The 21,522-nt window shown below is 60.8% G+C and carries 9 protein-coding genes; 1 reads left to right on the top strand and 8 read right to left on the bottom strand.

Going from position 1 to position 21,522, the window contains the following annotated elements:
* Positions 1 to 7: 7 nt before the first annotated feature.
* The 4 genes from CFE428DRAFT_RS02095 to CFE428DRAFT_RS02080 all read right to left on the bottom strand — a co-directional run bounded on the left by CFE428DRAFT_RS02095 (position 8) and on the right by CFE428DRAFT_RS02080 (position 4,629).
* On the bottom strand, positions 8 to 967 hold the full coding sequence (locus CFE428DRAFT_RS02095; protein ID WP_006977772.1) for a hypothetical protein: 960 nt from the start codon (positions 965 to 967) through the stop codon (positions 8 to 10).
* Positions 964 to 1,524, bottom strand: a complete 561-nt coding sequence (locus CFE428DRAFT_RS02090; protein WP_006977771.1) for a sigma-70 family RNA polymerase sigma factor — start codon at positions 1,522 to 1,524, stop codon at positions 964 to 966. The genes CFE428DRAFT_RS02095 and CFE428DRAFT_RS02090 overlap by 4 nt, the downstream gene beginning before the upstream one ends.
* 47 nt (positions 1,525 to 1,571) lie before the next feature.
* Positions 1,572 to 3,365, bottom strand: coding sequence for an LTA synthase family protein (locus CFE428DRAFT_RS02085; protein WP_006977770.1), 1,794 nt, complete (start codon positions 3,363 to 3,365; stop codon positions 1,572 to 1,574).
* A 331-nt stretch (positions 3,366 to 3,696) separates the two neighbouring features.
* Positions 3,697 to 4,629, bottom strand: coding sequence for a hypothetical protein (locus tag CFE428DRAFT_RS02080; RefSeq protein ID WP_157447405.1), 933 nt, complete (start codon positions 4,627 to 4,629; stop codon positions 3,697 to 3,699).
* 232 nt (positions 4,630 to 4,861) lie between these two features.
* On the opposite strand from CFE428DRAFT_RS02080, the gene CFE428DRAFT_RS02075 reads away from it, so the two are divergent.
* Complete coding sequence (locus CFE428DRAFT_RS02075) at positions 4,862 to 5,413, top strand: hypothetical protein (protein WP_006977768.1); 552 nt, start codon at positions 4,862 to 4,864, stop codon at positions 5,411 to 5,413.
* A gap of 86 nt (positions 5,414 to 5,499) precedes the next feature.
* On the opposite strand, the gene CFE428DRAFT_RS32805 is transcribed toward CFE428DRAFT_RS02075, so the two are convergent.
* The 4 genes from CFE428DRAFT_RS32805 to CFE428DRAFT_RS02055 all read right to left on the bottom strand — a co-directional run bounded on the left by CFE428DRAFT_RS32805 (position 5,500) and on the right by CFE428DRAFT_RS02055 (position 21,451).
* Complete coding sequence (locus tag CFE428DRAFT_RS32805; RefSeq protein WP_237705417.1) at positions 5,500 to 11,148, bottom strand: Kelch repeat-containing protein; 5,649 nt, start codon at positions 11,146 to 11,148, stop codon at positions 5,500 to 5,502.
* Positions 11,117 to 11,665, bottom strand: a complete 549-nt coding sequence (locus tag CFE428DRAFT_RS02065; protein ID WP_042724214.1) for a hypothetical protein — start codon at positions 11,663 to 11,665, stop codon at positions 11,117 to 11,119. The genes CFE428DRAFT_RS32805 and CFE428DRAFT_RS02065 overlap by 32 nt, the downstream gene beginning before the upstream one ends.
* Positions 11,580 to 19,733 (bottom strand): M36 family metallopeptidase, encoded by an 8,154-nt coding sequence (locus CFE428DRAFT_RS02060; protein WP_042724213.1) that lies wholly within the window; start codon positions 19,731 to 19,733, stop codon positions 11,580 to 11,582. Before CFE428DRAFT_RS02060 ends, CFE428DRAFT_RS02065 begins: the two co-directional genes overlap by 86 nt.
* Before the next feature lie 533 nt (positions 19,734 to 20,266).
* Positions 20,267 to 21,451 (bottom strand): FAD-binding domain, encoded by a 1,185-nt coding sequence (locus CFE428DRAFT_RS02055; protein WP_006977764.1) that lies wholly within the window; start codon positions 21,449 to 21,451, stop codon positions 20,267 to 20,269.
* Positions 21,452 to 21,522: the final 71 nt, after the last annotated feature.

The following is a 21,522-nucleotide window of genomic DNA, read 5'->3' as shown; positions in this document are numbered from 1 at the left end:
CACGCGCTTACCGCAGCAGCGGCCGGCGGCCCAAAGTGAGCCGCACATCGTCGAGATAGTGGCCATCGAAAGTCACGCGGCGCTGATCGCGGTTCGCGTGATCCACCGAGATGTGGACAAGCAGGAAATCCGTGTTCGGCGGCAGGCGCAGCTCCACATTCGAGCGCTGCCAGGTCTTCGGATCCCGGTCCAGCATCACGCGACTGTTCCGCGCCATGGCGAGGGATTCCCGTAACTCGGCGCCGTGGCGCGTGGAACCATTCGTCGCCGTCGCCGCGTCCAGCGCATAGAGCGACATGGAACAGCCGTATCTTTCGCTCTCAGGAAAATGAAACGCGTTGAACGAACCGGAAAGCTGCACCACCGCGCCGCCATCGCCATAGGTCGCACGATAAGGGCGGAGATCGATGAGCCGGTAGACATCGCTGAAGTAGCTGCCTTCCGGTTGCGCTTTGCCCTCATAGTCGGCGCGCAGAAAATGCAACATCCGCCGGCCGCTGGCCGGCTTCACGCCCTGCGGCGTTTGCTCACCGACGACGGCGGTATAGTCGCCACTTCTAGACGCTCTGCTTGCAGGGGCACGCCGGTGACCAAAGGCGCGGGTCCGGATTCGAAATCCTCCTCGCAGCAAGGTCACCGTCTTTTCCTGCGAAGACATCGCGTAACTGGCGAGGACCGTCGCGCTGAAGAGTCCGATGACCAATCCCGCCGCCGCCGCGGCCAGCGGACGCCATTGAAACCAGCGGCTCGACGCCTTGGCCTCCGCGGTTCCCTGCGGGATCAACTCTGCCGGCGAGGGCAGCTCGGCCAGGCCCGCTTCATTGTCGTGATAGAGAAACCAAAGTTGCCGGGCTTCGCTGCTCGATTGCAAAAGCGCGGCGAGCCGTTCGCTGTCCACTTCGGTGAGTTCTCCATTGAGCGCGGCATTGAAGAGCGCGTGCCATCCGCGGGGATACTCCGTTTTCATAAGTGGGTTTCCGTCAGGCTGCGCTGGACACATTCGGCCAGCGCGCGGCGGATGAAGTTGAGTTTGTTGTAAATGGTTTGTACGGCCCGCCCTTCCTGCCGGGCCAGTTCCGCCGCCTCCACGCCTCGCGTGTAAATCTCCTCGACCAGATTGCGCTGCATGGGCTCCAGCTTCTCCACGCAGGCCTGCAGGGCGGTCACGCGCGCCGGCCACTGCCGCACGTGTTGCGCGCGCTCGGCGGCGAGCGTCTTCATTAAGTCATCATCGAACTTCAGGCGACAATGCCCGGCCACACGCTGGAAATTGCGCGCCTCGTAAAACACGACCGTCGTCGCCCACGCCACGAAATCCGTCCCCGGTTCGAATTCTCCGAACCGCCGCCACATGATCACACTGGCTCGCTGCAAAACGTCCTCTCCATCATGGCGATTGCCCACGAGCGACATCGCATAGCGCAGGAGCAGAGCATGCGCCGCATTCAACTCCCGGACGAAAAGCTCCTGCTGGGCAGGCGAAAGAGCCGGCGGAGGCGTGTCGGGGGAAAAAGCGTTGGGCATCGCTTCGGTATGTAACCGGACTCGCCCGGTTTACCGAAGATTTTGCATCAATCGGCGGCCTCGCGTCCTTCTTTGATGGGATGGCGCTGATCGTACTCGACCCACGCCGCCAGGCGCTGGCGCAAGGCCTGGGCAAGTTCCGGACGGGAGGCGGAGAGATTGGTGTGCTCGTCGGGATCGTGGATGACATCGAAAAGCTCCCCGCGCCCCTGCGAGGCATTGAAGATGTATTTAAACGCGCCCTCGCGAACACCGTAGATGTAGTCGTTCCGCATGCCGAAGAAATAGGCGTGCCGTCCCTGCGGATTACCCAATGGGCTGTGGCCCTGCCATCCCGCCGGTGCGGGAATTCCCAGCAGATCCAGGACCATCGGTGAGAGGTCGATCTGCGAACCGACAACATCCGACTCCGCGGCCTGCGAAAAGAGGGCCGGACTCCACAGCACCATCGGCACGTGCACGTCCTCCTCATAGACATTCCCGCTGTGATAGTAGCCCTTGTGCGGCGCGCCGAAGGCCTGGCCATGATCGCCCGTGACGATGACCGCGGTATCGCGATCGAGGCCGCGCTCGCGAAGCGCGCCGAAGAGGCGGCCGAGCTGGCGGTCGAATTCGGCGAGTGAATTCAGATACTTGTTCAGGTCCACAGGAATGTCGCCATACGAGCGATCGCCATGGAGGAAATCCGTCTTCGGAATATTTGGCGGCAAGTAGTACGGATGATGCGTCCCCTGATTCCAGGCGAAGATATAGAAAGGCTTCGCACGGTCGTGATCCTGGTCGATGTAGCGCAGCATCATATCGACCATCGCCTTGTCCTGCACGCCCCAGGAAAAGGCCATCGGCGCATTCGCGTCGTGGCAATCCCAGACGGTGTCGTACCCGCGATCGCCGATGAATTTGTCCTGGTCCGCGAAGGTGTTGTCGCCGGCGGAAATGAAGGCGGTCCGGTAATGGCACTCATGCAGCACTTGCGCGACGGTCGTGCCCGGCGCCCGCGGAATGTCATCGGTCGCCTCCGTCCAGGTCAGCGGCGGATAATGGGAGAGCGTCATCGCAAAGAGCGCGTCGGAAGTATTCGCGATGTGCGCGTAGAAATTGCGGAACTTGAGACAGTGCGCCGCTTCCGCCTCCATGTGCGGCCAGGTATTCAGTTGGCTGCCGTAGAGGCTAAGGTATTTCGCGCCAACGGATTCGCCCACGACGACGATGACATTCCGAGGACCGCGTCGAATCCCGGGCGTAGCCGCCATCTCGTGATCGGCAGGCGCGAAGTCGGCCAGGTCATGGGGCGGGATTTTCGCGCCAAAGGACGGCGACGAATGCCCGAGCATCGCCCGCACCGTCGAACTGATGAGAACATAGTGCGGATTGCTCCACAGCCTGGACATATCGGTAAGCCGGCCCCAATCGCTCTCCACGAGATCGTGCGCCACCACACCATAAGCGGCGATCCCCGCGAGTCCGAACGCCTGGCCCGTCCGCACCGGCCACCGACGTTGAAAGCGGAGGAACCGCTCGCTGAACATCACCATCGCCACGTAGCCGAGCGGCAGGAGGATCAACGTCAGCACAAACCCGAGGGTGAGATATTCCCCCACCGACGAGCGCATGTTGCCCAGATTCGCCCCGAGCGAGAGAAGCGTGAAGGTCAACGGCATGTGCAGGATATCGTAAAGCCGCACGCTCAGGATTCCGAAAAAGACGTTGAGCGCGCCGAAGCCTACCCAAGTGCGCCAGAGCGCCCGCTGCAGGCCGGGCTTTCTCCCGACCGCGGAGAGCAGCGCCTGCCCGACCAACCCGAAGACGAGCGCGTAGACCAGATCCGCCGCCGTAACCATGGTGAGCTCGGAAAAAGTAGCGGCTCAATTCCCAACGATCGAAATACGACGGCACCCAGACGCGAGGCACCTTGGTACCAAACAGTACCGCCCCCAGCCAAAACGCGGGCCAGAAAGTAGAAGCACCTGCCTTTCATCTGCGACCGCCAACATCCACGGCGGAGTATTCGAAGGGAGTAAAATTCATCTGATTGTCACGCGATTGTAACAATAAACCCGGGAGCAGCACGCACGTTATGCGGAAGTTGCGTTTTTAAACGCAACAGAACGCGTCTTACATCAGGCAGAACCGGTATTTTTGCCGCAAGGGCAGAGGCGCTCGGAGATTGGATCAGTTTCCGTCGCTCGTCCCCCAAACGAAGCGTTGATCGACGATGACGTTTAAAATATTGAGCAGAGACGGTTCGGCACCGGTCTTCTCCAAAATGCGGCGCAGGATTGCCTGACCATTTTCGAACGGGATGACTTCCGATTGTGCGCCGGTATAGAAAACCAGCTTGTCGACCCTGGCCAGGCGAGCGGCGAGGAGTTGGAGCAGAGCCATGAGAGGACGGTTGCCGCCGAAGGCTCCGCATCCCCAAAATCCGGTGTGGATGGTTACCTTGGCGCCGGGCGAAATATGCGAGGACTCCAGGACGGCGGCGCGCATTCCAGTGAAGGCGGTTTCCAAAACGTCATGGATTTGCGCTTCGGTGTAGGCACCGCTCCCCGTGGGCGCAGCGATACAGATGAGATTGGTCATGATGGCTGGGGAAAGGACGGTGAGAGCAGACTGTACGGCTGCCCACTCAGCCCGCTGGAATTGATTCCCATAGAGACCGCGCGGGCGGCCTTGATCAGGATCGGGGAACGTGTCCAACGCGCATTGCCTCTGCACATTGGCGATGAGAACTGGCGTGGATCGGTCATTCTCGCGGGTGCGCGCGCTGTATCCCGCGGCCAAAAGCGCCTCGCGAACGGAGCCCAGCACCGGATGCTCCAGAACCTGGAGTTCGTCCTGAGCGAGAAGGCCTGAACCATAAGCGACGAAAAGGTTTGGGTCCGCGAAATTGACATGCCACGTGGCGCCCGGTGATGGAGGATAACTGTAGACATCTGCGTCAACCTCTACCTTCACCGAGTGCGTGTGCAGCACTGGAGGCAAGTCGGCGACCTTCCATCGCGAATAGCGCAAGACACCAGTGGGTGCCGCCCCATTCACCTGCATGTAATCATGAATCTGTTGCTTTAGAACGTGCTTCCAAATGGGTGGATGTGAAACCACCAATTGGGCAGCATCAAACTCCCTGGATTCGAGGCACTGAGGTTCACCCATCATCGAGTCTGCTCTCCACGACTTCGTTTCAGCAAGCTTCTGCGGTCAATCCGTGCATTGAAATGCTAAACTTACTAGTGGTACAAGTGATGGCCACAGGGCAGACTGCGCCGCCTCCGTTCCGTGTCGAAGACGTCGGCCTTCAGCGCCGTACCCTCCCCTTGACCGAACCATCCATTTCATGAAATCCCTGCTCGTCTCTCTGCTCTCGCTGTCCACCTTGATCGCTGTGTCGCATGGGCAGGACCGGCAACTGAATGGATTCATGGAAATTCCTTGGGGAGCCTCACCCGACCAGGCGCGAGCCGCACTGGAAGCGCGCTCCCAAGCGACCTACGATTCCGGGGCGAGCAGCCCAGCAAAGCGCTGGTGGAATGGGGGCACGTTTGCCGGATATCCGGCGACGGCGGAGCATTCTTTTGCCCTGGAGTTTTACGACAACAAATTGTGCAAGGCGGTGGTGTTTCTGAAGTCGGCTTCGCCGAAACACAAAGAGGAATTCAAGACGATGAAGAAGCTGCTCACGGAGAAATATGGCACGTGCAACAGCGAACACCTCCAGGGTGAGGAATGGCGGGCGGAATGGCGACTGACGGTCATGGGCAAACAGCAGGCGACCATCACGCTCGAAAACGCGCCCGGGTCGCAAGGTTGCAAAATCACTTATGCGCTCCATACGCTGAATGGGCCGGCGTCTTCACCGGCCCGGAGTGGACCGAGCAAGGATTTGTGAATTCACTTTCGAAAACTGCCCTGGAAGATCGGGCTCGCCGAAGGTGTCATCGAAAAAGTAGGCTCTGATCCGGCTGCGAAGCAGGATTACGGCGTGGTTACCTTCAAGCGCATGAAGCTCGAAGGTTTGTTATCGATGGTGATGCTGAAGATGTGAGTGGTTCCCGAGCCGGTGTCCGGAACGGGCGACCATGAACTCGGATTCATGCCGGAGCACCATTCCGCGCCGTAGGTGATGCCAGTCACACCGGTGGGCTCGGTGAAGGAGATGGTCATGGTGTTGCCGTTGAGCATCGGTTGCGGGAGGGTGCAGGAAGCGGCTGAGGAGGGATCCAGACCGAAGGCGTATTCCACGATGTTCGGGAGGCCGTCGTTGTCGTAATCGGCCATGTCTGCACGATTGCCGGTGTTGTCGGGCGTCCCGAAGTGAGTGAGGCGCCAGGTTTGCACGTTGGTCAGGCGGTTTACGGTCAGCGAATAGGTCAGCGTCGTGGTGCCGTCCTGAGCCGTGACGACGGCGGTGACGGTGTTCGGGCCGGTATTGAGGCTGATCGAATTACTCGGAGAACCGGAGGCGACCGCCGCACCATTGACGGTGACCGTTGCCGTGGAATCGGCCACGGTCGGCGTCAGCGTAATAGCCCCCGTGGTGTCTGAAACATTGGCGGTGTAAGTCGTCGTGGTGCCGGCAAAGGCGGGCGTCAGCACGCCGGAGCTCGGGACGAGGTTGGCCAGGGTGGCGTTGGAGGAAGGCGCCCTGGTGACGACGAGCGAATACGTTTTCACCGTGTACCCATCCTGGGCCGTAACGACGACATTGATGGTATTCGCGCCCACGTTGAGATTGATGGACGAGCTGGGGTTATTATTGATGGTCGGAATGCCATTCACTTTCACCGACGCGTTACCGTCGCCCAGCGTAGGCGTCAGCGTCATCGATGCGGCGGCATTGGCCACCGAATCCGTATAGCTGATGGTGCCGCTCGAGAAGACGGGGCTGAGCGTACCCGCGCTCACGACCAGATTGCTGAGGTTGGCATTACTTGCCGGCGCGTAATCGACCAGCGCCGAGGTGCCGGGAATGCCATTGGTAATCAACGTGGCCATGGCGAAGCCGTAGGGGAAATTCGAAATCGAACCCGACAGGAAGGAAGTGGTCGTCCACGTGGTGCCGGAAAAAGGCAGCACATAAACGGTCTGCCCATTTTCCAGCGAGCGCAATTGGAACACCGGCCCATTGGACGCAGCATCCTGGGAACTACCGCTCGAGGCGCCGCTGATGCCGCGAAGATTCGAGCCACTGAACCCGAGGAGACTGTTCGGCAGAATTTGCGTCGACTGAGCGGAGAACACAGGCTGCCAACTGCCGCTGGCACCAAGCCCGGGATCGAACAGTTCGAAGCTGGAGACGTACGAACCGTTGTAACCGCCGTGGACAAAAACCTTTCCATTCGCCAGCAAAGTGGCTCCCGCGGTGGCGCGCGCAGTAGCGAGGCTGGCCGCGGAGGTCCAGACGCCAGTCAGCGGATCATAAAGCTCCGCGCTGTTGAGATAGCCCGCAGTGCCGATACCGCCGGTGACGAGGACTTTTCCGTTGGGCAGCAAGGTGGCGGTGTGGCCGGAGCGGGCCGTCGCCAGAGAGCCGGTGGGCACCAATTGCGAGTTCGAGGGGTTGTAAAGCTCCACGCTGGCCAGCGGTGTCCCGGTGGAGTCCGCGCCACCCACAATGAGCACTTTGCCATTGGGCAGCAGAGTCATCGTGTGGGAACTGCGCGCGGTAATTAGGCTGCCTACCGTGGTCCAACTGCCGCCCGCCGGATTATAGGTTTCCAAACTGGCCAAGGTCCCATTCGCATTTAGGCCACCAGAGACGAACACGCTCCGGCCGTTCGGCACCTGGATCGCAGCGTGAGCACTGCGCGCCGTGACCATGCTGCCGGTGCTGCTCCAGGTATTCGTGACGGGATTCAAAACCTCACTGGTCGCGGTGTAGACGGAACCGGTGGTTGTGCCCCCGGCCACCAGGACGCTGCCGTCGGCCAGGAGGGTCGCAGTGTGGCTCATGCGCGCCGTGGCCAGGGAACCGATGGTGGCCCACGTGCCGCCAGTGGAATTGTAAATCTCCGCGCTGGCGAGCGGAATGCCGGCATTCACGCCGCCGACCGCGAGCACATTCCCGCTGGTCAACAGCACGGAGGCCGCGTTGGACCGGGCCGTGGCCATACTGCCGGTGCTCGACCAGGCGAGGGTGGGAGGATAGAGCAGCGAGCAGGTATTGAGGCTGCCGCCGATGTTCCCACCAGCCACGAGGACGGTTCCGTTGGGCAGCAATTTGACCATCTCATTGGCTGCAGCACGCGACGAGGTGTAACTCGTCCAGGCACTGGCACCAAAGTCATAGGTTTCGGCGACAAGATTGGCTCCGCCGGCAACCAAGACTTTGCCATTGGGCATGACGGTGGCGCCATGCGCGGAACGCGAGGCGGTCGGCGCACCGGTGGCGCTCCAGCTCGAGGCGTTGTAATCGAAGATTTCCGCGCTGGTCGACCCGCCACCCACGACCAGGAGTTTGCCGTTGGGCAGCAACGACGCGGTGTGAGCTTGCCGCGTGAAAGTCATCGACCCGACGCTGCTCCAGGTCAGTGCGGTGGGATCAAACCACTCCGCACTGTTCAGTGCAGTCGTGCCGAATCCACCGGCGGCCAGCACTTTGCCATTGGGCAGAACCGTGAGGGTGTGATTGTAGCGGCCGGTGGCCATGGAACCGGTGGTGGCCGTCCACGTGCCGGCCACCGGATCGTAGATTTCCGCTACGGGAATGGCTGCGTTGGTGACGCTTTCACCGCCGGCGACGAGGACCTTGCCGCTGGGCAGCAAAGCCGCCGCAGCCGAGTAACGGGCCGTGTTCATCGAATTGATCACCGTCCACTGGCCGGTGGATGGGTCATACAATTCCGCGCTATTGAGCGCGGTGGAATTGTAACCGCCGGCCAGCAGGACTTTGCCCGTATTGAGGAGCACGGCATTATGGAGAGAACGCGCGGCATGCAGGGAGCCGGTGGGGGTCCATGAACCCGTGGCGGGGTTATAGAGTTCCGCAGTGGCGAGGGACCCGGAGGAGTTCGAGCCGCCGGCCACCAGTATTTTGCCGTTCGGGAGCACCGTCGCAATGGCCTGGGCGCGCGGGGTGGTCATCCCCCCCGTCCCCGACCAGATACCGGTGGTTGGATCATAGAGTTCGGCGGCGGCGGTCGCGTTTCCGGATACGTTTCCACCCGCGACCAGCACCTTCCCATTCCCGAGCAGGGCCATGGCGGCACTGGACCGCGGGGCGAGCATCGAACTGGTATTGGCAAATGCCCCGGCCAACCGGGTGACGGTGACGTTGTAACGAGCCGTGGTGACTCCATCCTGGGCGGTAACGACCACTGCGATGGTGTTACTCCCGGGACTGAGATAGATGGGGGCGCTGGCGGTGCCGGAAGCGACCGCCGTTCCATTGACGGTCACGCTGGCGTTGCTGTCCGCCACGGTCGGGGTGAAGCGGATGGCGGAAGTCGTATAGGGCAGCGAGGGCGCGAGCGTATAGCTATAGGTGGTGCTGGCAAAGCTCGGCGATAAGCCCCCCGTACTGGGCACCAGGCTGGAGAGATTCGCGTTGTTATTCAGCGTGGTGAATGTGAGGTCACTACCGGCGCTGGTGCCGCCACCGTTGGTTCCCGAGACGCAGAAGTGGTAGGTCGTCAATGGGCTCAAGCCGGTCACCGTGGCGCTGACCGCCGTGGAAGTGGAGCCGGTCACAGTCGAAGGAGTGGCCGTCGCACTGCTGCCGTAGGCGGACGTGGCGCCATAATTGAAGCTGACGGCGCTGCTCGAGCCATTGGCATTCACCGTTCCATTCAAAGTGGCATAAGTACCACGGATGCTGGTTGCGGCCAGCGTGGTGACGGTCGGCGGCACCGGGTTGAGCAAAAGCGACGAGCTGTTGTTGGCCAGGTTGGAATCGAAAGTCGAAGAGGTGACGTTGGCGGTATTGGTCTGGTTGGAGAAAGTACCAGCCGTGGCGGTGATCGTTACCGTGGCCGTGCCGCCGCTGGGGAGGACGCCCAAACTGGCAGACACAATCCCGCCGGATTGAAAACAACTCCCCTGCGTCGAAGTGGCGGATCCGAACGTGAGCCCCGCAGGCATCATGTCGGAAACGGAAACGTCGTTCGCCGTATTGGGACCATTGTTCGTGACAACCAACGTCATCGTCTCGGTGCCGCCGGCGGTAACTGGATTGGGCGAGGCAGTCTGAGTAATGGCCAGATCGGTCGGCGGCAAGGTGGCGAAAGAATAGGTGCGAAGGACGCCATCCGTTCCGGCAAGATAAAGGACCCGACCGGCCAGACTCGGCGCACCGCCGTTGGGAAGCGTCTGCATCAGCGCCGCGGTCTGCAAATTGAAGATGTAAGTCTTCGAGGAAGACGCGACAATCAAGGCGTCATTGGTGACGATGGGCTGTCCGGCGAGTGCGTTGTCCTCGGTGCTGTAGGTTGCCACATGCGCGCCGGTCTGGGTATCAAAAGCCTGGACGTTGTTTCCCTCGATACAATAGACGACGTTATAGGCGACGGCCGGCGTTCCCGTGAAGGTCCCGGAAACAGACCAAGGCGACGTGTGGGTGGTCAGATCGACAGCGAATAAATTGGGCCTGCCGACGACGAAAGCCCGGCCCGCGGCAATCACGGGAGCGGTATTCATGTCATACGTGTAATAGCTGCCGCCCAAATAGGCCGTCCACAGGATCGCGCCGGTCGCTGGATCGTGAGCGCGGAAGTTCCCGGCAATCCAGGTATAAACCACGCCGTTAGCATAAGCGGGCGTCCATTCGTCGAATTGCTCGAGCGACGAGTTGAAAAAGAGCTGGCTCCCATTGCTGGCGTTGAATCCGTACAGTCCGCCATAGGTGCCACCATCCATCCAAAGTGTGCCGTTGAAGACCGTCGGCGCGAGGTAGCTTTCCCATTGCGAACCGAATGGGGCGCTCCAGTTAGTCGCCCCCGTGGCCGCATTGATGGACCACAAATTGGTATCTCCGGAATTGTTGCTCCGCTGGACGAAGATACTTCCGGAGTCGTAGGTGGGCGGATTGACCGAGTTTGCGCTGGTAAACTGATGCCGCCACAATTCCCCGCCGGAGAATTGATCGAACGCCACGAGATAGGGGCTTCCACTCAGGATCAGCGGATCGACGAAGACTTTTCCATTGGCGATTGCCGCCTGATTCAAGGAGGTGGTGTTGCCTTCGGATGCCGTCGTCCATCCGGCTTGGAAAGCGGTATTTCCCAAGGTGACGGCCTGGAAGCCGGTATGCGCCGGGCCGTTGCCGAAAGTGGGCCAGTTTCCAGCACCGGTATTGCCGTTGTCGAGGACGCTGACCGTGGCGGAACCATCGGTCCAACCCGCGACATGCGCGGTGAGCGAAGCCGTCTGCGTCCCATTGGGCATCCCGTTGTCGAACGCCGCGACATTGAAGGTGACGGTGTTGTGTCCAGCCGGGATGACCACCGTAGCCGGCGCGCTCAGCACGCTCGCATTGCTGGAAGTGAGCGAAACCGTGACATCGTTCAGCAGCGCCGGACCGACGTTCACAGTGACGGCGAAGGCCGTCCCTTCGCTAACCGTAGCCGGAGCGGATAGTGCGATGGTTGTGGTCTCATCATCGATGACGCCAATGACCGCGCTCCTCACCTTGCAGCGCATTGTTCGTCACGGCGGCGGCCACGGTGACGTTTTCCGGGCCTTCGAGATAGGTGTCGTCGGCAATCGAAAGCGGGAAGGTGATACTGGTCTGATTGGCCGGAACGGTGACACTGGTGGGCAGGATCACTCGCAAGCTGTCGCTCGAGCCCAGATTGACGACCGTATCGGTCACTTGGGCTTGAGAAAGCGTCAGCGTACCGGTGACAGCGGTTCCACCTTCGGTCACCGACGCGGGCAAAGATACGGCAATCGAAGCCAGGCCGGAGGGAGTATAAGTGCGAACGACACGATCACTGCCGGCGATGTAGAGAACATTGTTGGCCAGGGTGACATTACCGCCCTTCGGAATGGTCTGCCGGAGCGAGAAATTGGCCAGATTGAAGATATAAGTCGCCGTGCTGGAGGCGACGATCAGTGTGTCATTCGTGACGATCGGTTGCCGGCAATATTCGTGTCGCTGGAAGCATAGGTGCCGAGTAATGCCCCAGTTTGCGTGTGTAGGCATAGACTTTGTCGGCGCTCAACGCATAGACGACGCCGTTGGCCACCGCCGGCGTTCCCTTGAAGGTACCAGCCACGTTCCAGGGCGAGACATGTGTCGTGAGGTCAACCGCGTAGAGATTGGGGCTGCCGACGACGAATGCACGTCCTTGATAGACCACCGGCGCAGTGTTCATGGACGTTGTGTTCCAGGTTCCGCCGAGGTTCAATGACCAGAGGATCGAGCCCATTTGCGGATCGTGGGCGCGGAAGTTTCCGGCGACCCAAGTATAAACGACACCGTTATAGTAGGCGGGCGTCCATTGGTCGTATTGTCCTATCGACGAATTGAAAAAGCGCTGGGTACCGTCACTAGTATTGAAGCCGTAGAGACCGCCACCGCCGCCTCCGTCGACCCAAACACCACCATTAATCACCAAAGGAGCAAAATAGCGTTCCCACTGTGCAGAGAACGGCGCATCCCAATTGGGGCTGCCGGTAGCCGCGTCAAAACACCACAACTGCGAGTCGTTATAACTATCGCCACGCTGCACGTAAATCTTGCCGCCATAAACCGTCGGCGGATTCACCGAAAAGGCCGGCACCGCGAAGGTGTGCCGCCAAATTTCGGTGCCCGTAACCGCGTCAAGAGCGCTGACGTAACTATCGCTGGAATAGGTGTAGGGCGTAACATAAACCACTCCGCCCGAGACGGCCACCTGGTTCAAACCGAAGACGTTGGAGCTGGCGGTGGAAGTGGTGGACCAGCCTGCCCCAAAGGATGCGGTGCCGAGCATCACCGGCTGATAGCCAGTATGTCCCGCTCCATTGCCGAAGTTGGGCCAGTTAGCGGGATTGACGCCGTCGACAATGTTAAAGGTCGACGTGCCGTCCGTCCAGTTATCGACGTGGGCCGTGACACTGACGCTCTGCGAACCGATGACCTGTCCCGCATCGAGGACCGTCGCGGTGAAGACGCCATAGGTTTGTCCCGCCAGGATGGTAACGGTGGCGGGCACTTGCAGCCAGGGCGAGTTGGAGGAGAGCGAAACGACGATGTCATTCGCCGGTGGAGCGCTGATCGTGACGATGCCCCGGAAGGTGCCGCCCTGAAGGGCAGACGAAGGCAGCGTGACCGAGAAGCTCGCCGTCTCGTTGTCGTTGACCTGAATGCTCGCGGTGGTCGTAGCCAGACCGGTGGCCGCGGCGGAAATGACGACCTTCTGCGGACCATCGAGAATCGTATTGTCGAGGACAGTGAGAGCGAAGGCAGTGGAAAGCTGTCCGGCGGGAATGACGACACTCTGCGGCACCGTAATCTTCGAGGTATTGCTGGAGGTGAGATTCACCGTGATGTCCGAGCTCTGCGGCTCGGAGACCGAAACGGTTCCCGCTGGCAAAAGCTGGCCGGCGCCTTCGACCGTCACCGCCGGCACCGAGAGCTTGAGAATGGATGGGACGAGCGTGGCGTCGCGCACGATGAAGACCTGGCCGCCCGAGGTGCAGAAGGCCAGGCGCTGCCCTCCGCAACGGATCAACCGAGCCGCACTACCCGAAAGTCCCGAGACCGTGCTGGTCGCGACCTGGGCGTAGGTCGTGGCATCGAAGGCCTTCAGCGTGGCGGTCGAACCATTCTGGGTGAGGAAATAGACGCGGTTGCGGACCACCTCCGGGCAAACGAGACCGCTGGCCGGAAGGGTGGTCACCAGCATTTTGGTTTGCGGATTCACCACCGCACCATTCGAGCCGTAAACGAAACCGCCATCGGCAGCGATACCGGTGGAGAAACCGCCGAGAAGATTGGACGTCGAATCGAGCAGAGAAATGCCATTCGGCGAAAGGTTGAAGCGGAAAAAGTTGAAGCCCGTATCTTCGCCGTTGTAGCCGTAGAGCGTATTTGCCGAGGACCCAAAGACGATGTCCGTCGCCGAACTGGAGACTGAAGCCGGTCGCTGAACGGCATCGTCGAAGATCACGACCCCATCGTTGTAGTTGCTGTAACCGTAGCGGGAAACCGCGAGGGAATGGCCCTGACCCGGCAGGACTGCCAGATCCTCGGTACTGAGGAAGCCGTCGTATTGATCCGTGCCAAGGTTCATTTGCAAATCGACGGTCTTGCTCGCCAGGTTCAAACGGCTGATCGAACTAGCGCTCCGCAATCCGACATAAAGGAACTGGCCATCGTCGGAGCAGACCACCCGGTCGGGATTCGAACCGACGGCCCACAAGGAGGTGACGCCGCCGAAGGTGGGATCGATAGCGGCAACGGCGTTGGCCAGCAATCCGCCGGAGGAGGAAGTCGCGGCATACAACTGGCCACCGATTGCATCATACGCCAGGTCGCTGACTGGCAATGCGATGACGGAGATCTGCGGACCGCTGTTGCTGGGCGGATTGACGGTCACCGCCTGGGAGGTGGTGTTGTTGGTGGTGATCGGATCCGCCGTCGAGGAGGTCACGGAAGCGGTGCTGGTCAGCGATCCGGCAGCGCTGGGCAGGACAGTCACGGCCACCGTGGCGGTGGCGCCGGCGGCCAGCGTTCCCAAATTGGCGGTCACCACACCCTGATTCGTCGAGACGGTTCCTTGCGTGCTGGTGGTGGAAACCACGCTAACCCCACCCGGCAAGGTGCTGCTGAGGCTCGCATTGGCCGCGGCCGCAGGTCCGGCGTTCGTGACGCAGTAACTGAAGGTCAACGGCTGGCCGGCCACCGCCGGCGAAGGCGAGGCGATTTGGGTCACCACGAGATCCGCCGTGTTGGCAGGCACGGTGGCCAACGCGGTATTGATAATGAAGATTTGATTCCCGCTGGTGCGGAAGGCCAGGCCGCCCGGCCAGCGAATGAGGCTGCCCGGAGTGCCACTGACTCCGCTGATCGTCAGCGAGCCGATTTCCGCAAATGTCGTCGTATTGAAAACGTGCAGCACGAGATGCGTGGAATCGCTTCCGTTGGCGAGGTAGTAGGCGCGTCCGTTGGGAACGTCCGCCTGCACCGGACCGTAGACCGGCAACCGCGCGACGAGGTTGCGGTTGACCGGATCGATGACCGTTCCGTCGGAACCGAAGAGCAGGTTCCCGCTCGCCCGGAGCTTCGTGCCATACTGTTGGAAAGCATCGCTGAGCGAGTCCTGCTGCACGATGCCTGAGCTGGAGATAGTGAAACGCCGGAATTCAAATCCGCTGTCATCACCATTCGCGCCATAGACGGTGTTGGGCGAAGATCCGAAGGCGATGGAGGAGGCAATGTAATAGCCGTCGACGGTCGTCGTCCGCTGCACCGCGTCATCAAAGATCGCGACGCCGTAGTTGCTCGAACCTGTATCGCGCGAGACGACGATGGCGTGAGGATTGCCGGGAACCACCTGGATATCCTCGGCATAAAGAGAGCTGCCGGAGGCGCTGCCCAAATTGATCTGCAGATTGATGGATTGCGAGGCGAGAGCGATCCGGCTGACGGTGGAGGCACCGCGCAGGCCGACGAAGAGGAATTGGTTATCGTCGGAAACGGCCAACTTGGAGGGATTGGTGCCCACCGGGATTGGCGTACCGAAAGCCTGAGTCACCGGATCCAGCGGCGTGATGGTATTCGCCCGACCGGAGGTATCGGTGCTGGGCACGCTGACATAAATCCTGCTCGTGCCCGGATCGTAAACGAGATCGTTGCTGGCCAAAGAGACTGAGCTGACCACGGGCACGGTGGTGGTGAAGGTATTGCTCTGGCCGGTGGCGCCGGCGGAATTGGTCGCGATGAGGCTGGTGGTGCCGGCGGCGCCGGTCACCGAAACATTGCCCGTCCATTGGCCGCCGACGAAATTCGTGGAAGTGCCCGGCGAAACCGTGACTCCGGCGGTGGCTGAGAAAGTCACCGTTCCGGTGAATCCGGCAACGACGGCATTGTTCACATCCAGAGCGGTGACGGTCACCCCAAAGGGAGTGCTGAGCGGCTGCGGAGAGCCAATGGTCGCGAAGACAAAGTGGTCTACTTCATTGTCGAGGACTTGGATCGTCCGAATGCCATTGGTAAATCCAGAGGCCGTGGCGGTGATCGTCACATTGGCGGTGCCGTCCAGGACCGAATTATCCGGCGCATTGAGACTGAGCGTGGCCGAGGTCGAACCAGCCGGAATGGTGACTTGGGCGGGTGATGCCAAACGATTGGTATTGTTCGAGGAAAACGAAACCGTCAGCGGCGTGGTCAATGTTCCGGAAATGGAAACCGTTCCGGAGACCGTTTGTCCTTCGCTCATCGACGCAGGAATGCTCAAGGTAAGAGCCACGCTTTCATTATCCTGGATGGCGACCGTGGCAGCGCCATCGGTCCAGTTGGCCACATGCGCGGTGACCGTCGCGTTGTGAGTTCCGTTGATCTTGTGATCGTCGATGATCGTGATCGGGAAATTCGCCGAGGTTTGCCCGGCGGGAATCGTCACCGTGGCCGGAGGCGTGAGGGCGCTGGTGTCGCTGCTGGAAAGCGTCACGGAAATATCCGCAGCCGGAGCGGAGTTGATGCTGACTGTTCCCTGCACTGTTCCCGCGCCCTCGCTGACTACCGAAGGTGCGCCAACGGAAAGAACCGCCGTCTCGTTATCCTGCACGGCGATCACCTTCGTGTCCGCGTAACCACCGGCAGTGGTCGCTGAGATCACCGAAGTCTGCGTGCCATCGAGAATGGCATTGTCGATGACGGTGAGATCAAATGTCGCCGAGGTTTGCCCGGCCGGAATCGTGACACTGGCTGGAACCGTGACTTTGGAGGTGTTACTGGAAACGAGCGAGACCGTGGTGGCCGTGGCCTGGGCCGCGGAGAAGTTGACCATCCCCTGCCCCGCGAGCACACCCGCTCCCTCGATCGTCGTGCTGGGAATCGCCAGTTGAAATTGCACGCTGGTATAGGTGTCAAAATCACTGGCCAGGTAATCCGCGGGAATGCCCAGACCTTGAGATAGACCAATGAGACCGGTCGAAGCGGCAATGTTCAGGCACGTGATGCGCAGCCGGCCATCGAAATAGAGCTCGATCTGGAAGCTGTTCGAGTTGCTGGTTCCAAATTCCGGGACGTTTTGCCAGGTCACCGCCACGTGGTCCGACAACTGTTTCCAGGAAACCGTGCCGCCGGTTCCAGGATTCAAATCCCGGAAGAGTGCCGAGATCCGCGGCCGATTGAAATGCGCGGACAGAGATTCACTGTAGGTACTGTCGCCGGAATTGAAGGTGATGTAGCCATTGCTGCCCACGTAGAACGACGAGTAAGTCGTCCCGTACAGGCTGACCTGGGCGCCCGTCAGCGTCACGAGCGCATAACTATCATCGCTGAGGGGCAGATTGGTGCCCCCGGTGGGATCGGTGGGAAAAGCAGTGGTCGGCGTGCGCCGTACGGAGTAGAAATTGTTCGACGCGTTCGGGGTGAAGAGCCAACTCTGGTTGTCGGTGTCGTTTCCCGAGGTGAATTGCTCGGTGAAATAGTCCTTCTGGCCGACGCGCAATGATACACTCCGGTTCTGGCTGAGGCTCGTGGTGATGTCCGAGAAAGTGATGGAATCGGAATAACTTCCGTTGGCCAGGTTGGTGGCCGCACTGTTGAGCGTGGCGATCACCTGGGCAGAGGCGCCATTGGCCAGCGTGCCGCCGGTGGCGGAGAGGGTCAGCCAGGGCTGGGCATTCGCAGCGCTCCAGGAGATCGGTGAAGTCCCGTTATTGGTCAGCGTATAGACTTGAGCCGGGGGAGTGAACGGACCGCCTGCCTGCCCCAGGGCGAGGTAGGTGCTGGCCGGAGAAACATTCAGACTGTCGGGCAGATCGTAGGCCTCGATCACCCCTGTCGTGGTGTTCGATGCAGGAACCGTCGCGCTGGCGCCCATGCCGCGTTTGGCGAAAGCGTTCCACAGTTCGTTCTTGTTCGCGCCGCCGTTGTCCACGAGATCCGCTTGAATGATGGCATCGCGCGCTTGCAGAAAGGTCGGATTGGCGGGCGACAGCTTCATGCCGTCGGTCACCAGTTGCAGCACCATTTGATTGCCCGCAACGGCACCGAGTTTGTTGACCAGATTGGCCCGCACATCCCAGAGAGTGACGCACCACACTTCACCCTGATTGTGCACCTCGGAGGAATTGACATTCGGCGGACTGAAAATCGGGCTGCAAGGAACGGTCGCATGCGCGCTGGCGTGCGTCGGATCGATGTCCTTCAAGGTCAGCGGATTCCTGGTCATGTCCGTCGTGTAAGGATAGCGACGGATGCCGTAGTAATAGTTCGAAGTCAGCCCGCTCAGTTGGTAAGTGACATAGGCGCCGGCGGGATAAGTGCCATTGACGTCATCCGCGGGCTTGCTCAAGAGACACAGCGCGTAGAAATCCGACCATCCTTCGCCCATGCCCTGGGTTTGCAACTGGCTGATCCCCACCCCGCCGCCGACGAGGCGGTTGCTCACCCCGTGAGTGTGTTCGTGAAACACCACCTGCATGTCGAGGTCGCCGTCCCGATGCGGGGACGGCCCCGTGAAAATATACATCTGCATGCGGCCGGGCGAGCCGTCCGCCGGCGTGGAGAAATTGGCATTGTTCGTCCCGCTGCCGTCCTGGGCATCGGCCAGCACGGCATCGTTGCCGGCACCGCCGCGACCGAAGTTATTCTGCTGGAAGTTACCGGCGCTTTCCGTGAACCCCAACTCGTACAACTTATCGTGATAGTAGTTGCAGGCGTAGAAGAGTTCAGTGAGGACGGCGTTCTGGTAGGTGGTGGGGTCCTGGGTTAGATCGAGGGTGAAATCGAAATTCCGGGTCAAGGAGACCGCGTGCGTGCCGGCGCCGTAAGCGGGATTGGTATTGCCGGTGTCGAGATGGGCATCGACGTTGTTGCCGTAGGTGGCGGTGCCGCTGTCGTCGATCCAGCCATTCGGCGATGCGGTGGTGTCAAAGGCCTGGGTGGTAATGACGTTGCGGCTGACCGCCGTCGGCTGCGTGCTGCCCGGTGCGGGAAGGCCGGGCGACATCGGTGAGGGACTATCGAATGGCTGCAAGCTCGTGCCATCGGCGTAAACGCGATAGCTGGCATTGCTAATGTCTGCGGTGAGCGAGCGGCGCAGGAGAACTTCGCCGGTCTGCACGTCGACCAGCATTTGATACATCGCCTTTTGCTTGGTGCTCATCAACGTCACGTCCCAAGCCAGCCGTACCTTGTTGGCGTCCATGGGCAGCCAGGAAAGAAGCGTAACGACGTCGGAGAGGTTCGGAGCGGCCAGGTTTTGCCGGCGCTCGGCGCCGGTGGGTGACGAGGCCGCGGCGACTTGTTCCGCGGCGACTTGCTCGCCGATATTCGCGGCCGCCAGGGAAACGGCATTACCGGCATCCACCGGTGGTTGAGCGATCAGGGCGGCCCGTTGCGTGGCGTCCATTTGCGTCCCCGCCGTCGGGTCGGCCATGAACTGGCTTCCCACGGCCACCACCGCGCCAGTACCGGTCAGGTTGGCCTTGAAAATGGTGTTGTAGAGCGGGATCCCATCCACCTGCTGCTGCCATACGACGGTGTGCATGCCACTGTGCGCGGTGACGTCGTCGCGGGTCACCCGGCTGGCGGCCAGGGCGCTCGCGTCGTGGGAAAACAGCGCGGAGTTGTCATTCACGAACTGCCGAAGCTGGGCCAGCGGATCGCCGCCCGGGGCGACGGCGGGAGTGAGAAACCGGCCGACGCTGGTGATGGAGCTGGGCGCGCCGGTGATCGGATCGAATTGAACGGCGACTTGAGGGACTCGCGCCTGCAACGCCTCAACCGCAGCCTGGCGCGCGGCGTCGGGTTCGCCGTTGCCCGACTTTTGGCTGGTGAAGTAGCCCAGTCGTTTACCTTGGAGCAGCGGATTCGCCGGTGCCGGTTGAGGAGTCGCCGCCGCGGAGGCAGGCGTCGGAGCGCTGGGAACGGAGGCAGCCGCGGTCGTCGCCGGATCGGGCTTCGCCGAAGGAGTCGAGGAGGCGACGTGCGCTCGAGGACTCGCCTTCTGTGAAGCCGACTGGCCGGAAGGAGACTGATGATTGACGCGCCAGCGCCAGATCATCACTCCGCCGATCGTGAGGATGAAAAGGATTAAGACACTGCCGACCAAATACCGACTTGCGAGATCACGCCCTGGGAACATTCGGCGATTTCAGCACAATTACCTATGGCGGGACAATCCGAAACCCCAAGCTGACTGTAAATATAATGTAACACAATTAAGCATGCGGCTTGCCGTCCCGCAAAGAAGAGGGCAGCTAACAGATACAGCTCATGATTTTGGTCGCCGGGGGCCAACTAAGAGGCGGGAGCAGTGGCCACTCTAAACCTCGGGTCAGGAGTCGCCCCCCAGCCTCTGTTTTCATTCCGTTATCGTACGAACCGAGAGGACCTTCATCGACCTCCCGTTTTTTGCCAGGCCACAGACAAGCAACTCGTCAGATCGCTTCCACCCAACAGGCAAAACCGAGAACCGCAACACGAAAGCGCACACGGCAAAGCGTCCAGATCACCTCCTCATCGACATCACCGTTCGCGGCGGCCAAAGTTTACCAGCTGCGCCATCGGTTACCCTCAAGGTGCGCAAGTGCCGACTGACCTCCAAAGCCGATGCTGCGAACCGCGTGACAGCGGCGTCCCCTCTCAAAATCCGTAATCGGGCAGCGTGAAGTCATCGTGGACCACCTGACCGATAAAGCGATCAGCGACCGCCGGAATTCCCAGCAGGCGAGTAACGACATTGCGGAAGCAGATGCCTAGGGAAGTTTTGGGCACAAAGGATGAGACGAATCGGACTGCGGAATGCTGTTTGCGGTTGAGGAACGGCATCAGTCGTTCCTCATAACGCCGGAAGGCCGTGGCGATGTCGTTTCCGCTGTGGTGCAGTTCGCCGGCGAGAATGTAGGCCTCGGTCATGGCCAGGCCGATGCCTTCTCCGGCCATTAGCGAGACGCAGGCAGCGGCGTCGCCGACCAAAGCAGTGCGACCTCTCGTCCAATGGGGCAGACGAATCTGGCTGACGCGATCGAAATACAGGTCGGCCACCGAGGGCAGCATTTCCCGGATGCGCGGCCATTCCCACCCGGCGTCGGAAAAGACGCGGGTCAGCGCTGCTTTCTGCTCCGTGTCGGACTGGGGATCCATGCCGTCGAGGAACTCATCGCGAAACAAGAGTAGAAACATAGCCCTGTCTTCGCGCAGCGAAAAACGCGAAACCTGCCGGCCCGGGACATTGTGACTGACATAGACGAGTTCATCGCGCGGACGGTATCCTTCGGTCTCGAATGCCGCGACATGGCAGCCGAGAGAGAACTCGACGTCCGATTCCGGCCCAAAGACAACGCGGCGGACGCGGGAATGGAGCCCGTCCGCGCCGATGACCATATCGAAGCGGCGCGGAGCAGAGCGGTCGAACCCTACCTCCAGGCCATGCTGATCTTCGCGGATCGTAGCGATCGAATCGCCGAACAGAGTTTCGACTCGCGGCTCGATAGCGTGGTAGATGGAGGCGGCCAGATCGGACCGTCGCAGGGTGGTAAAACGGCCATGAGTGAAGGCAGCAAGATCGGCCACCGGAAATCCACCGCATTTCCGGCCGCGGCGGTTCACGTAACGCACCTCTTCGACCTGATACCCTGCGGCAAGTATCTCCGGCAGAATCCCCATCTTTTCCGCGAGATCGTAGCCCAAGCCCCAAAAATCAATGACGTAGCCTCCACGGCGCAGTTGCGGCGCCTGCTCTACGAGGAGGACGTCATGGCCGGATTTGGAGAGCCAGAAAGCCAGCGCAGGACCGGCAATGCCCGCACCATTGATCGCAATTTTCACGGTCCATCACCTTCCGCGGGCAGAGTTCAACCGTCAACCCCACCGCACGGCAAGATTGCCGCGAACAGCCT

The sequence above is a fragment of the Chthoniobacter flavus Ellin428 genome, from assembly GCF_000173075.1.
Classification (GTDB): Bacteria; Verrucomicrobiota; Verrucomicrobiia; order Chthoniobacterales; family Chthoniobacteraceae; genus Chthoniobacter; species Chthoniobacter flavus.
Note: the sequence above shows the minus strand (reverse complement) of the source record. Positions and strands in the feature narration are given on the sequence as shown.

Coding starts and splice junctions, on each gene's coding strand:
- CFE428DRAFT_RS02095 (WP_006977772.1), bottom strand. CDS start 967: ATGAAAACGGAGTATCCCCGCGGATGGCACGCGCTCTTCAATGCCGCG.
- CFE428DRAFT_RS02090 (WP_006977771.1), bottom strand. CDS start 1,524: ATGCCCAACGCTTTTTCCCCCGACACGCCTCCGCCGGCTCTTTCGCCT.
- CFE428DRAFT_RS02085 (WP_006977770.1), bottom strand. CDS start 3,365: ATGGTTACGGCGGCGGATCTGGTCTACGCGCTCGTCTTCGGGTTGGTC.
- CFE428DRAFT_RS02075 (WP_006977768.1), top strand. CDS start 4,862: ATGAAATCCCTGCTCGTCTCTCTGCTCTCGCTGTCCACCTTGATCGCT.
- CFE428DRAFT_RS02065 (WP_042724214.1), bottom strand. CDS start 11,665: ATGCCTACACACGCAAACTGGGGCATTACTCGGCACCTATGCTTCCAG.